Below are 13,035 nucleotides of genomic sequence, written 5' to 3' on the forward strand. Positions count from 1 at the left end.
CTCGACCGACGGCCCGGTCGAGGTGATCGCACCCCCGGGCTCACCGCGGTGGACGACGGCGGCCGTGCTGCCACCGGCTGCCGATCCGGTCTGGTATCCCCGATCGTCGGCGGCAGGATGAGCGGCATGAGCGTCGACCTCGCCGCGGCCGCGGACTTCCTGGCGGGCTCCGCCCGGGTCCTCGACCGGCGCCGGTTCGACCTGCTGTTCGGTGACGGCGACGCCGAGGCGGTGCTGGCGGTCGTCGACGGCTACCGCAACCCGGACGGCGGCTACGGGTGGGGGCTGGAGCCGGACCTGCGCTCGCGGACCAGCCAGCCCGGTGGGGCTCTCCACGCCCTCGAGGTGTTCGCCGACGTCGCGCCGCTGGTCTCCCCCCGCGCCGTGCAGCTCTGCGACTGGCTCGACGCGGTGACCCTCCCCGACGGCGGTCTGCCGTTCGCCCTGCCCGTGCCGGACCAGGCCGCCTGCGCGCCGTTCTGGGCATCGGCGGACAGCGGCACGTCGTCCCTGCAGATCACGGCCGTCGTCGCGGCGGTCGCCCACCGGGTCGCGGAGGCCGATCCCGCGCTGGCCGGGCACCCGTGGCTGGAGCGGGCGACCGGATACTGCATGCGGGCCGTGCGGGAGCTGGACGACAAGCCGCACGCCATGGTGATCGCGTTCGCCGCGCAGCTCCTCGACGCGGCGGCCCCGTCGGTCCCCGAAGCGAGGGCGCTGGTCGACGCCCTCCGGCCGCACGTCCCCGCCGACGGCCTGCTGCACGTGGCCGGCGGGGCCGACGACGAGTTCATGCGCCCGCTGGACTTCGCGCCGCTGCCCGGTGGGCCCGCCCGGACGCTGTTCGCCGACGGGGTGGTCGAGGCCGAGCTGGAGCGGCTCGCGGCCGGGCAGCAGCCCGACGGCGGCTGGGCGGTCGACTTCGCCAGCTACTCGCCCGCCGCCACGCTGGAGTGGCGCGGCCACCGCACCGTCCAGGCGCTGGTCCTTCTGCGCGCCAACGGCGTCCTGGCCTGACCGCGGCCTGACTCACTGCTGCCTGACACCCGCCTCACAGGTTGCCGCCAGGTTCGCCCGGCACCGTCTGCTCGAGTCCTTCCCCCATCGCGGGCGCCACTGGTCGGGGGCGCCGGCCCGGTCGTCGGGCGTGCGGCACGTCTCCGGATCGGCGTGCCGCGCGTCCGATGGCCGGCACCCCGGCCGTCGGAGCCCCGGCTCGCGAACACCGGGTGTCGCGCGGTCCGCCCCCTGCCCCCAGGGCGGGCCGCGTGACGCCGGGTCAGGCCGGGCGGAGGACCGCCACGAGGAAGTCGGAGTCCGGACCGAAGGGCCGCAGGTCCCAGGTGGACAGCAGCAGGTCGGGCGCCCAGCCCGCGGAGCCGGCGTCGGACAGGAAGTCGTCGAACTCGTAGCCCCGGCCGGCGCCGAAGCCGATCGCCGCCCGCCCCTCGGGCCGCAGGTGGGCGCGCAACCGGCGCAGCACCTCGGTCCGGGTGGACTCGGCCAGGAAGGTCATCACGTTCCCGGCGCACACGACGACGTCGAACGGCTCGTCGATCCCGGCCGCCGGGAGGTCGAGCTCCGCGAGGTCGCCCACCAGCCATCGGGCCCGGGGGTGCAGGCGCTCGGCCTCGGCCACGAGCACCGGGTCGCCGTCCACCCCGACCACCTCGTGCCCGACCGAGGCCAGGAAGCCCCCGACCCGTCCCGTGCCCGATCCCGCGTCCAGGACCCGGGCGGCCCGCGGCAGCATGGCGTCGACCATCCGGGCCTCCCCGACCAGGTCGTGGCCGGCCGCGGCGAGGTCGCGGAACCGCTGCACGTACGCGGTGGAGTGCTCCGGGTTCTCGGTGGTCATCCGCGTCCACATGCTGGGTTCGGTCACGGTCCGGTTCTACACCGGGCCCACGAGCACCCCGGGGTTGAGGACTCCTGCCGGGTCCAGCGACGCCTTGGCCGCGCGCAGCGCGACGGCGAAGGGTTCGGGCCGCTGCCGGTCGTAGCCGGGGCGGTGGTCGCGGCCGACCGCATGGTGATGGGTGATCGTCGCGCCGAGCCGGCCGAGCACCTCGCTCGCCGCCGTCTTCACGTCGTCCCACATGGCGACCTCCGAACCGGGCCGGCCGGCGGCGATCACCGTGAAGTACGGCGCCGGGCCGTCGGGGTACACGTGCGTGAACCGGCAGTTGACCAGCCCGTCGGCGCCGGTCACCTGGCGCACGGCGGCGCCGACCTCGGCCCGCACCGCGGCGTACAGCTCGTCGACCCGGTCCCAGGTGCACGCCGTCTCGAAGGTCTCGACGATCGCGCTCATGCGGGCCATGCCGTCGCGGACGTAGGGCATCCGGAGGAACGCCGAGCGCCAGGCGTCGGCAGCCGCATCGCCCCCGCCGGAGCCGCCCTCCGCGACCGTGCCCCCGCAGTCCCGGGCCAGGGACGTCAGCTCTGCCAGCCGGCTCTCGACCGGGTGCACCGCCGACTCGACGCCGAGGACCAGCACCGGGGCGCCGGACGACGCCCCGGACAGCGCGGCCTCGCCCGGGTCGAGCAGGCGGCAGTTCGCCGGGTGCAGACCCGACTGCGCGATCGCGCGGACCGCGCCCGTGGCGGCGCTCATGCCCGCGAAGGTCACCGAGGCGGACGCCTTGAACCGGGGACGGTCCTGCAGCCGCATCCAGGCCTCGGTGATGACGCCGAGCGTCCCCTCCGACCCGAGGAACATCCGGTCCGGCGACGGACCCGCCCCGGACCCCGGCAGCCGCCAGGACTCGCTGACGCCGACCGGCGTGACCACCCGCATCGACTCGACCAGGTCGTCGATGTGCGTGTGCAGCGTCGCGAAGTGCCCGCCGGCCCGGGTGGCCAGCCACCCGCCGAGGGTGGAGAACTCGAAGCTCTGCGGGAAGTGCCGCACCGTCAGCCCGTGGGGGCGCAGCTGCTCCTCGAGCACCGGCCCGAGCGCGCCGCCCTGGATCCGGGCGGCGCGGCTCACCGGGTCGACCTCCAGGACGCGGTCCAGCCGGGTCAGATCCACCGACAGCCAGGGCCGATCGCCCCGGTACTCGACCCCGCCGACGACCGAGCTGCCGCCGCCGAACGGGACGACGACGGTGCCGCTGGACGAGGCCCAGTCGAGCAGCCGCACCACGTCGTCCTCGGTCGCCGGGTGCGCCACGGCGTCGGGGGCGCCGCGCAGGTCGCCCGACAGGGCGCGGACGACGTCCCGGTAGGCCTTGCCGTACGTGTGCGCCGCCCGGTCCGCCGGCTCCGTGGTGACGGGGAGCGTGGCCGGCGGGTCGACGCGCGGCGCCGGCAGCTCCAGGTCGGCGAGCCGGGGAACGGGCCGCGGGTGGTCGGGCAGTCCCGGGATCATCGCTGCGAGCGAGACGCACTCGTCGTCCGGCAGGGCGCGGTCGGTCGTCCCCCACCCCCACCAGGAGCGTTCGGTCACTCGGGCGTCCTCCAGTCGGGCGGGTCGGCGACGTGCAGCAGCGGGTCGTCGGCGGCCAGTGTGCGCACGCGGCCCGGCGCGGTCCGCGGGCCCTCGAAGCGGACGGTGACGCGGCCGAGCCCGCGCCCCCACACCCAGCCGGCCCCGAGCTCCTCGTGGCGCACGTCCTGCCCCGGCCACCAGCGCGTCTCCGCGGGTTCGGGCGGTCGGTCGGCGGCCGGCTCGGGGTCCGCCGTGTCGGCGGCGAGGACGTCGGGGGCGTCGGCGGGGTCCTCGTCGGCGAACAGGTCGCCCTGCGCGTACACCGACAGCCCGGAGACGCCGACGCCGAGCAGCCGCAGGCCGCCCTGCGTCCCGGCCTCGGTCAACAGCCGTCGCGCCGTCGTCGCGATGGTCCGCACGTCGTCGGTCGGCTGCGGCAGGGTCTGCGAGCGGGTGAGGGTGGTGAAGTCGTAGCGGCGCAGCTTCAGCGTCACCGTCCGCCCGGACACCGACGACTTCCGCAGCCGCTCCCCCACCCGCGCGGCCATCGAGTCGATCTCCCGCCCCAGGACGTCGAGGTCGGTGAGGTCGCGCTCGAACGTCTCCTCGTGCGAGACCGACTTCGCCTCCCGGTCGGCGACGACGGGCCGGTCGTCCTCCGCCCGCGCGAGCGCGTACAGGCTCGACCCGTGCGCGCGGCCGGCCAGCGCGACGAGGTCGGCCAGCGACTTCGCGGCCAGGTCGCCGACCGTCTTGACGCCCACCTGGTGCAGCCGCTCCGCCGTCGCCGGCCCGACCCCGCCCAGCCGGGTGACCGGCAGCGGGTGCAGGACGTCGAGCTCCCGGCCGGGCGGGACGACGACCAGACCGTCGGGCTTCTGCAGGTCGGACCCGATCTTCGCCATGAGCTTCGACGTGCCGATGCCGACCGACCCGGTCACTCCCCCGGTCGCCGCGGCGATCCGCTCCTTGAGCCGCCGGCCGATCTCCGTCACGCCCTTGACGGACAGGTCGTGCCCCTCCCCGGCGGCCAGGTCGACGTAGGCCTCGTCCAGCGAGGCCGGCTCGACCAGCGGGGACAGCTCGCGCAGCAGGGCCATGACGACGTCGGAGGTCTGCCGGTAGGCGGCGAACCGCCCGCCGAGGAACGCCGTACCGGCCGGGCAGCGCCGCCGCGCCTCGGCCGTCGACATGGCCGAGCGGGCGCCGTAGGCGCGCGCCTCGTAGGAGGCGGTGGCGACGACGCCGCGGCCCCCCACGCCGCCGACGACCACCGGGCGGCCGCGCAGGGAGGGCTTGTCCCGCTGCTCGACCGCGGCGAAGAAGGCGTCGAGGTCGAGGTGCAGCACGCTCGCCTCCCGCCGCATGCACCGATGATCGCCCGTGCCACCGACCGGGCGCGCCGCGGCCCCGGTTCACCCGACTGTGGATTTCCTTGCCGCGGTCGTGCCGGAACTGGGAGGCTGCCGCCACCAAGATCGACGGGGAGGACGCGCGGAGTGGCAACGGTCTTCCTCGTCGTCGGCGCGCTCGGCCTGCTCGTGCTCCTGATCTCCCTGTTCGTCGGCGAGATCGGCGAGCTGGGGCTGGGCGACGTCGACGCCGACGGCCCGTTCTCGGTGCCGGCGATCGCCGCGCTCCTGGGCGGGATCGGGTTCGGTGGCGCGGCCGCCGTGAGCCTCCTCCCCGACGCCCTGCCCGACGCGGCGGCGGCCCTGCTGGCGCTGGGCGCCGGGCTCGTCGTCGCCGTCCCGCTGGCGTGGGGCGCGATCCGCCTCACCCGCGCGCTCAGGGACATGCCGACCGCGGCGACGCTGACCCGTGACGACCTGGCCGGCAGGCAGGGCGTCGTCGTCTCGGCCGTGCCGAGCGCCGGGTTCGGCGAGGTCCGGCTGGCAGTGGCCGGCCAGCACCTCAAGTTCGCCGCCCGCAGCGACCTGCCGCTGCCCGCCGGCACCCCCGTCTACGTCGTCGAGGCGCTCAGCGACACCGCGGTGCACGTCGTCTCGACCGCCGCCGAACTCCCGCCCCACCCCATGCCCGAGCCCGGAGGCACTCCATGACGCTGCTCTACGCCATCGGCGGCATCGCCGTCCTGGTCATCCTGCTGGTCCTGCTGGTCCTCTCGCGGATCAAGGTCGCCGGCCCGAACCAGGCCTTCCTCGTGACCGGCCGCCAGGGGCGCCCGATCACCGACGCCTCCGGTGTGGTGTCCCGGGACAGCTCCGGCCAGAAGGTCGTCATGGGCGCGAGCGTCTTCGTGCTCCCCGTCGTGCAGAAGCTGCACACGATGGACCTCTCCAGCCGCCGGATCCCGGTTGGCATCCGCGGCGCGGTCTCCAAGCAGGGCGTGAAGTGCGACCTCGAGGGCGTCGCGATCGTGAAGGTCGGCGGCACCGAGAGCTCGATCCGCGCCGCCGCCCAGCGCTTCCTCAACCAGCAGGAGGGGATCGACACCTTCACCTCGGAGGTGCTCGCCGGTGCGCTCCGCTCGATCGTCGGCCGGCTGACCATCGAGGAGATCATCCGCGACCGCGCCGCCTTCGCCTCGGCGGTCGCCGAGGAGGCCGAGTCCTCGCTCACCGGTCAGGGCCTGGTGCTCGACACGTTCCAGCTGCAGGACATCCAGGCCGAGGGCTCCTACCTGGCCGACCTGGGCCGCCCGGAGGCCGCGCGGGTGCTCAAGGAGGCCAGCATCGCCGAGGCGCGGGCCCGCCAGGCCGCGCAGCAGGAGCAGCTGCTCGCCGACGAGGCCATCGCCGTCGCCCAGCGCCAGCTCGCTCTCCGCCAGGCCGAGATCACCGCGGAGACCGACGCAGCCAAGGCCCGCGCCGCCGCGGCCGGCCCGCTCGCGCAGGCCGCCCAGGACCAGGCGATCCTCACCGAGCAGGAGAAGGTGGCCGAGCGGACCGCGGCCCTGACCGAGCGGCAGCTCGACACCCAGGTCCGCCGGCCGGCCGACGCCCAGCGGTACAAGACCGAGCAGGAGGCGGAGGCCCGCAAGAACGCGGCGATCCTGACCGCGGAGGCGCAGCGGCAGGCCACCATCGCCGCCGCCCAGGCCGCCGCCGAGCAGGCCAAGCTGTCCGGTGAGGGCGAGCGGGCCCGCCGCTCGGCGCTCGCCGAGGCCGAGGCGATCGAGGGCGCCAAGCGCGGTGAGGCGGAGAAGCTGCGCCGCCAGGCGGTCGCCGACGCCGTCGAGCGGGAGGGTGCCGCAGAGGCGGCCGCGATCCTCGCCCGCGGTCAGGCCGAGGCCGAGGCGCTGGACGCCCGGTCGGACGCCTTCGCGAAGTACGGCGAGGCCGCGATCCTCGAGATGCTGGTCAAGGTGCTGCCCGAGGTGGTGGGCGCGGCCGCCGCCCCGCTGTCGTCGGTGGACAAGATGACGGTCATCTCCTCCGACGGCCCGGGCGCGATCGGCAAGTCCGTCGCCGCCAACGTGGCCCAGGGGCTCCAGCTCTCCGGCGACCTCACCGGCATCGACGTCGCCGCGCTCCTGCGCCGCCTCAGCGGCAGCACGGGGAGCACCGTCGACGGCGTCACGCGGGTGCCCATCTCGGGCGACGGCCCGGGCGGGAACGGCGCCGCTCCCGCCTGAGCCGCGCCGGCGCTCCTTGACCTGACCGGTCGCCCGGTCCACCGTCTCGGGCGGAGGCGAGGGCCATGGCGGAGCGGACGACGGAGCGGGCAGCGGGGACGGGGACTCGCGCGGGGGCGTTCCAGGCCTACCGCTGGGCGCTGGCGGCGTTCGTCGTGCTCGGTGCCGTGCAGATCTTCCTGGCCGGCCTCGGGGTCTTCTCCTCCCGCGGTGACCCGGGCTTCGAACCGCACCGGTTCTTCAGCATCGTGATCGCCGCCGCGGCGTTCGTGCTGTTCGTGCTGGCGATCGTCGCGCGGGCGGGGATCCGGCACATCGCGGCGACCGCCGTCGTGCTGGTGCTGGCCGGCGTGGTGCAGCACCTGCTCGCCGAGCTCGGGTTCGACGACGCCTGGCTCGGCGGGCTGCACGCGCTCAGCGGGCTGGCGATCGTCGGCATCCCCGCCTGGCTGCTGTGGACGTCCGGGAGGCCGTCGGTCACTCCTCGGTGAGCGCGGTCGTCGGCAGCCAGTCGGCGTCGAGCAGCTCGGCGATCTCCTGCAGGGAGGACGTGTCGGCTCCGGCCGCCGAGCCGCTGACCGCCAGCCGCTCCACCATCACCCGGGCGACCTGCTCCTCGACGGTGTCCTCGGCGAACGCGATCCGCCACGGCGACACCTTGCCGTCGCGGTGCGTGCGGCCGGTGACCTGCCGGGCCTGGATGCCGGAGAACCGCGGCTGGTGGAACAGCCCCACCCGCGGGGTGTCGGACGCAGGGCGGCCGTCGGGGAGCGTCTCGCCGGCGTGCAGGGAGATGGACGCCGTCACGGTGAAGACGCACACCGCCGCCTCGCCACGCTGGAAGCGCAGCCGCTCGGCCTCGACGTCGAAGCGGTCACGGCCGTAGATGCCGGCCACCGGGATGCCGGCGTCCAGCAGCGCGTCGCGGATCGGGTCGGCCGCCGTCTCGACGAACTCCACCGACACCGCCACCTGCCGCTCCGCCTCGACCTGCGCCCGGATCCAGTCGACGGTGGCCTGCACGCGGAGCAGCCCGGCCTTCTGGCGGAACCGGAGCAGCGCCGCGCGGCCGCGCGCGCTCTGCCGGGCCCGCCGGGCCAGCTGCATCTCCGCCCGGAACTCCGACCACTCGGACTCGTAGGCGGCCCGCTCCGCGGGCGTGAGCGCGACCGGCGTGCCGGTCACCGAGACCGGGCCCCAGGGCGCGGGCCGGTGCAGCGTGGCCGGCGGATCGGCGTCGGTCAGCCAGGACTGCAGCCGCGCGAGGTCGGTGCGCCGTTCGTCGGCGTCCTCGGTCCACTGCCAGCCGTAGCGGCCACGTTCCACGTGGAACCCGTGTGCCTCCAGCCGCTTCGGCAGGTCGGCCCACTCCCGGATGCCCTCGCCCTGGCGGGCGGCGAACTCCGGCGCCAGGTAGGGGAGCTCCAGCGGGGTGTGCGCCGGCGTCGCCGTCGTGGCCAGCACGTACGGGGCGTCCTTCGCCCGGCCGGCGCCGGACACCGCCTTCCAGTGCTTCCACCGCTGCGTCGTCGTGTGCCGCACCATGTGCGCCTCGTCGGCGATCACGACGTCGAACCGGAGCTTCGACACCTTCGCCAGCCGGTCCCACGTCGTCACGCACCACCGGATGCCGCCGTCGCCGAACCCGGCGATGGACCGCGTCCAGTGCGGGATCGTGATGGCCGCCGGCCGGTCGGCGACGACCAGGACGGTCCGCACGTCGCGCTGCTCGGCGACCGCCTTGACCGCGAGGATCGCCGTCCCCGTCTTGCCGACGCCGGGGTCGTCGCCGAGCAGGAACACCCGGCCCCCGGCCGCGGCGTGCGCGGCGACGACGTCGGCGCCGTCGCACTGCTGGTCGCGCGGCGTCATCGGCCGGGCGAGGGCGATCGGCCGCGGCTTCTCGTTCAGCTCGTCCTCGAGGAAGCGCTCGAAGGTGTACGGCGGCGGGTCGTAGGGCGCCAGCTCCGGGGGCAGCTCCCGCCCGACCCAGACGTGTGCCTGGAGGCCGGGGTGCCAGACGGCGCCGGGCGCCGGGGCGCGGAACGGCACGGCCAGCACCCACACCCGCTCCCCCGGCCCGGCCACCGGCGTCTCGGGTGCGGGCTTCTTCGACCGGGCCGGCGTGGTGGTGCGCTTCGCGGTCGTCCTGCGGGCGGGCGTGCTGGTGCGCCGCCGTCGTCCGGGCATGGTTCTCCCCCTCGTCCCGGGGCACGGTAGGCGGGCGCACCGACACCGACGTGGTGGAATCGCCGGGTGAGCGAGGATCCGGACGGCGACGAGCGCCTCGCCACGCGCACCGTCGGGGAGTCCGGGCCGCACGTCGTCTTCGTGCACGGGCTGTTCGGCCAGGGCAAGAACTGGACGACGATCGCGAAGGGCCTCGCCGACGGGCACCGCGTGACCCTGGTCGACCTGCCGAACCACGGTCACTCGCCGTGGACCGACCGGGTCGACTACGAGGACATGGCCGCGCTGCTGGCCGCGGAGCTGGAGGGCCTCGGGGAGCCGGTCACCCTCGTCGGGCACTCGATGGGCGGCAAGGTGGCGATGACCCTCGCCCTGCGCCGGCCCGAGCTGCTCCGGGCGCTGGTGGTCGTCGACATCGCCCCGGTCGAGTACCCGCTGCAGGGCGGGCGGACCGACGACCCGGACGAGGAGGCGTCGCCCTTCGCGGCCTTCATCGAGGCGATGCAGGCGATGGACCTGGGGTCGCTGGCCTCGCGCGCCGACGCCGACGCCGCGCTGCAGACCGCCGTCCCCAGCCGGATGGTGCGCAGCTTCCTGCTCCAGAGCCTCGTCCGGGAGGGCACCGGCGACGACGGGTGGCGCTGGCGGCTGAACCTCGACCTGCTCGGCCGCGACCTCGGCGAGCTGCGCGGGTTCCCCGAGCCGTCGCCCGGCGCCGGCTTCGACGGGCCGGTCCTGTGGATCGCCGGCGCGAACTCCACCTACGTGCTCGACGAGGACCGCCCGCACATGGACGCGCTCTTCCCGGCCACCCGGCTGGTGCGGATCAAGAACGCCGGCCACTGGGTCCACTCCGAGCAGCCGGAGGTCTTCCTGGAGACGCTGAGGCGGTTCCTGGAGCGCGTCGAAGCCTGATGTGGGCGCCGGGTCGACCGCGCGGTGCGATCGTCGGCCCCGCGGTCGACCGCGTGCTCGGCGGAGCTACCGCGTGGTCGAGGTGGTGGGGTGCAGTCGGCGTCCCGATCGAGCGCGTCGCCGGCCGACGCGTCAAGATCAGCGCATGACCTCCCCGCGCGCCGGACAGCCCGCCCAGCCCAGCGATCTGGTCGACGTCCCCGCTCTCGTCAGCGCCTACTACACCGTCGAGCCCGATCCGGCCGAGCCCGCGCAGCAGGTCGTCTTCGGGACCTCGGGGCACCGCGGCTCGAGCCTGGACGCCGCCTTCAACGAGGCGCACATCCTGGCCACCACCCAGGCGATCTGCGAGTACCGCGCGCAGCAGGGCTACGACGGCCCGTTGTTCATCGGGCGAGACACCCACGCCCTCAGCGAGCCCGCCTGGACGTCGGCGCTCGAGGTGCTCGCCGCCAACGACGTCACCGTGCTGGTCGACGCCGGGGAGCGGTACACGCCCACGCCGGCGGTGAGCCACGCGATCCTCACGGCCAACCGCGGCAGGACGTCGGGGCTGGCCGACGGCATCGTCGTCACCCCGTCGCACAACCCGCCCCGCGACGGCGGGTTCAAGTACAACCCGCCGCACGGCGGCCCGGCCGACACCGACGCCACCGGCTGGATCGCCGGCCGGGCGAACGACCTGCTGCGGGCCGGGCTCAGCGGCGTCCGCCGCGTGCCGGTGGACCAGGCCCGCGCCGCCACGCAGCCCTACGACTTCCTGGGCAGCTACCTCGACGACCTGCCGAACGTCGTCGACCTCGACGCGATCAGGGACGCCGGGGTGCGGATCGGTGCCGACCCGCTCGGGGGCGCCAGCGTCGACTACTGGGCCGCCATCGCCGAGCGGCACGGCCTCGACCTGACGGTGGTGAACCCGCTGGTCGACCCGACGTGGCGCTTCATGACGCTCGACTGGGACGGCAAGATCCGGATGGACTGCTCGTCCCCGTCGGCCATGGCCTCCCTGGTGGGCAAGCGCGACCAGTTCCAGATCGCCACCGGCAACGACGCCGACGCCGACCGGCACGGCATCGTCACGCCCGACGGCGGCCTGATGAACCCCAACCACTTCCTCGCCGTCGCCATCGCCTACCTGCTCAGCCACCGCCCGGGCTGGTCCGCGTCCGCCGCCGTCGGCAAGACGCTCGTGTCCAGCTCGCTGATCGACCGGGTGGTGGCCGACCTCGGCCGCACGCTGGTCGAGGTGCCGGTCGGCTTCAAGTGGTTCGTCCCCGGCCTGCTCGACGGCTCCGTGGTCTTCGGCGGCGAGGAGTCGGCCGGCGCCTCGTTCCTGCGGCGGGACGGCGGGGTGTGGACGACGGACAAGGACGGCATCCTGCTCGCGCTGCTGGCCAGCGAGATCCAGGCCGTGACCGGGCGCTCGCCCTCGAAGCTGCACAAGCAGCTCACCGACCACTTCGGCGAGTCGGCCTACGCCCGGATCGACGCGCCGGCGAACCGCGAGCAGAAGGCGGCCCTCGGGAAGCTCTCGCCGGACGACGTCGCGGCCACCGAGCTGGCCGGCGAGCCCATCACCGCCAAGCTGACCCGCGCGCCCGGCAACGACGCCGCGATCGGCGGCCTCAAGGTGACGACGGAGAACGCCTGGTTCGCCGCCCGCCCGTCCGGCACCGAGGACGTCTACAAGATCTACGCCGAGTCCTTCCGCGGCCCCGAGCACCTGGCGCAGGTGCAGGAGGAGGCCCGGGCCGTGGTCTCCGCCGCGCTCGGGAGCTGACGTGCAGCCGCTGGAGCTCCTCCAGGAGCTGGTGCGGTGGCCCACCGCCTCTGGCAACCCCGCTCCGCAGCGGCAGGTGATGGGGATGGTCGCGGAGGTGCTCCGCGAGCGTGCGCCGCACCTGCAGGCGGTCCGGGGCGACGACCCCGACCAGCCGTGGACGCTGCTGCGCACGCCGGCCGATCCGGCGCGACCGGTGCTGCTGCTCGCCTGCCACGTGGACACGGTGCCGGTCACCGACGCCACCGAGTGGGCCCGCGACCCGTTCGACGCCGACCTCGACGGGGGCCGGGTGTGGGGCCGCGGTGGCAGCGACATGAAGGCAGGCGTGGTCGCGGCCGCCACGGCGCTCGCCGCCGCGGACCCGGACATCCCGGTCGCCCTGTTGCTGACCAGCGACGAGGAGATCGGCTCCAAGGGCGCCGCCGCGGCCGCCGCCGCGCTGTCGGAACAGCGGATCGGGGCGGTGATCGTGCCGGAGGCCACCGGCAACGAGGTGGTCCTGGGCCACAAGGGCGCCCTGTGGGTCGCCGTGCGCACCGCGGGGCGGGCTGCCCACGGCAGCACTCCCGAGCGGGGGCACAACGCGGTCCTCGACCTCGTCGCGGTGCTGGGGCGTGCCGGCACGGAGCTGCCCCTGCGCAGCGACGACTTCCTGGGGCCGGAGACCTGGAACACCGGCGTGATCAGCGGCGGCACCGTGCCGAACGTCGTCCCGGACCGCGCCGAGGCGGTGGTCGACATGCGCACCGTGGGCGCCGGCGCGGACCTGCTCGGGTGGTGGCGGGGCCAGCCGGAGGTCGCCGCCGTCGACGTGCGGGTCGACCTCCCGCCGGTCCGGACGCCCGCCGACGACCCCTGGGTGCGGAGTCTCCCCGCGCCGGTGCGCCCGGTCCCGGCCACGTACTTCACCGACGCCTCCGTGCTGGGCGCGGTGGCCGGTGGCGCGCCGATCGTCGTCTGGGGACCGGGGACCCCCGCGGTGATGCACGCGCGGGACGAGTACGTCGAGGTCGCCGAGCTGGAGCAGGCGGCCGCCGCCTTCGGCGAGGTCGCGGCCGCCTGGGGGCGCGGTTCCTGACCCGGACGCGCAGGAGGCCCGCTCCCCCGGGGGGACGG

At 75.4% G+C, this 13,035-nt stretch carries 11 protein-coding genes; 7 read left to right on the plus strand and 4 right to left on the minus strand.

Annotated features, from left to right (window positions below):
* Positions 1-126: 126 nt before the first annotated feature.
* A complete protein-coding gene (locus ACI78T_RS08290) occupies positions 127-1,017 on the plus strand; it encodes a hypothetical protein (protein WP_456557609.1) in 891 nt (296 codons plus the stop codon).
* A 262-nt stretch (positions 1,018-1,279) separates the two neighbouring features.
* Here the strand turns inward: ACI78T_RS08290 and ACI78T_RS08295 are convergent, their stop codons facing one another.
* Genes ACI78T_RS08295 through ACI78T_RS08305 form a run of 3 tightly spaced genes read right to left on the minus strand, consistent with a single transcriptional unit; the run spans position 1,280 to position 4,800 of the window.
* A complete protein-coding gene (locus tag ACI78T_RS08295; protein ID WP_456557610.1) occupies positions 1,280-1,885 on the minus strand; it encodes a class I SAM-dependent methyltransferase in 606 nt (201 codons plus the stop codon).
* 9 nt (positions 1,886-1,894) lie between these two features.
* Positions 1,895-3,451 (minus strand): FAD-binding oxidoreductase, encoded by a 1,557-nt coding sequence (locus ACI78T_RS08300; protein ID WP_456557611.1) that lies wholly within the window; start codon positions 3,449-3,451, stop codon positions 1,895-1,897.
* Positions 3,448-4,800 carry a DNA polymerase IV gene (locus tag ACI78T_RS08305; protein WP_456557612.1) on the minus strand — a complete coding sequence of 451 codons (1,353 nt, stop codon included), beginning with the start codon at positions 4,798-4,800 and terminating at the stop codon, positions 3,448-3,450. The genes ACI78T_RS08300 and ACI78T_RS08305 overlap by 4 nt, the downstream gene beginning before the upstream one ends.
* A 132-nt stretch (positions 4,801-4,932) precedes the next feature.
* Between ACI78T_RS08305 and ACI78T_RS08310 the strand changes: the two genes are divergently transcribed.
* The 3 genes from ACI78T_RS08310 (at position 4,933) to ACI78T_RS08320 (ending at position 7,522) form a co-directional block, all read left to right on the plus strand.
* Positions 4,933-5,496 (plus strand): hypothetical protein, encoded by a 564-nt coding sequence (locus ACI78T_RS08310; protein ID WP_456557613.1) that lies wholly within the window; start codon positions 4,933-4,935, stop codon positions 5,494-5,496.
* Positions 5,493-7,031: a flotillin family protein gene (locus ACI78T_RS08315; protein ID WP_456557614.1), complete on the plus strand. Its 1,539-nt coding sequence runs from the start codon at positions 5,493-5,495 to the stop codon at positions 7,029-7,031. Before ACI78T_RS08310 ends, ACI78T_RS08315 begins: the two co-directional genes overlap by 4 nt.
* A 65-nt stretch (positions 7,032-7,096) precedes the next feature.
* Positions 7,097-7,522 carry a DUF6220 domain-containing protein gene (locus ACI78T_RS08320; RefSeq protein WP_456557615.1) on the plus strand — a complete coding sequence of 142 codons (426 nt, stop codon included), beginning with the start codon at positions 7,097-7,099 and terminating at the stop codon, positions 7,520-7,522.
* Here ACI78T_RS08320 and ACI78T_RS08325 read toward each other — a convergent pair.
* Entirely contained in the window at positions 7,509-9,221 is a 1,713-nt protein-coding gene (locus tag ACI78T_RS08325) for a helicase (protein ID WP_456557616.1), read from the minus strand. The genes ACI78T_RS08320 and ACI78T_RS08325 overlap by 14 nt on opposite strands.
* Positions 9,222-9,287: 66 nt before the next feature.
* Here ACI78T_RS08325 and ACI78T_RS08330 point away from each other — a divergent pair, with 66 nt between their 5' ends.
* The 3 genes from ACI78T_RS08330 (at position 9,288) to ACI78T_RS08340 (ending at position 12,997) form a co-directional block, all read left to right on the plus strand.
* The gene (locus ACI78T_RS08330) at positions 9,288-10,136 is read left to right on the plus strand and encodes an alpha/beta fold hydrolase (RefSeq protein WP_456557617.1); all 849 of its coding nucleotides are present in this window, start codon (positions 9,288-9,290) and stop codon (positions 10,134-10,136) included.
* A gap of 145 nt (positions 10,137-10,281) precedes the next feature.
* Complete coding sequence (gene pgm, locus ACI78T_RS08335; protein ID WP_456557618.1) at positions 10,282-11,916, plus strand: phosphoglucomutase (alpha-D-glucose-1,6-bisphosphate-dependent); 1,635 nt, start codon at positions 10,282-10,284, stop codon at positions 11,914-11,916.
* Position 11,917: 1 nt separating this feature from the next.
* Entirely contained in the window at positions 11,918-12,997 is a 1,080-nt protein-coding gene (locus tag ACI78T_RS08340) for a M20 family metallopeptidase (RefSeq protein ID WP_456557619.1), read from the plus strand.
* Positions 12,998-13,035: the final 38 nt, after the last annotated feature.

It is taken from the genome of Blastococcus sp. SYSU D00922, from assembly GCF_054050495.1.

Coding starts and splice junctions, on each gene's coding strand:
- ACI78T_RS08305 (WP_456557612.1), bottom strand. CDS start 4,800: ATGCGGCGGGAGGCGAGCGTGCTGCACCTCGACCTCGACGCCTTCTTC.
- ACI78T_RS08325 (WP_456557616.1), bottom strand. CDS start 9,221: ATGCCCGGACGACGGCGGCGCACCAGCACGCCCGCCCGCAGGACGACC.
- ACI78T_RS08315 (WP_456557614.1), top strand. CDS start 5,493: ATGACGCTGCTCTACGCCATCGGCGGCATCGCCGTCCTGGTCATCCTG.
- ACI78T_RS08320 (WP_456557615.1), top strand. CDS start 7,097: ATGGCGGAGCGGACGACGGAGCGGGCAGCGGGGACGGGGACTCGCGCG.
- ACI78T_RS08290 (WP_456557609.1), top strand. CDS start 127: ATGAGCGTCGACCTCGCCGCGGCCGCGGACTTCCTGGCGGGCTCCGCC.
- pgm (WP_456557618.1), top strand. CDS start 10,282: ATGACCTCCCCGCGCGCCGGACAGCCCGCCCAGCCCAGCGATCTGGTC.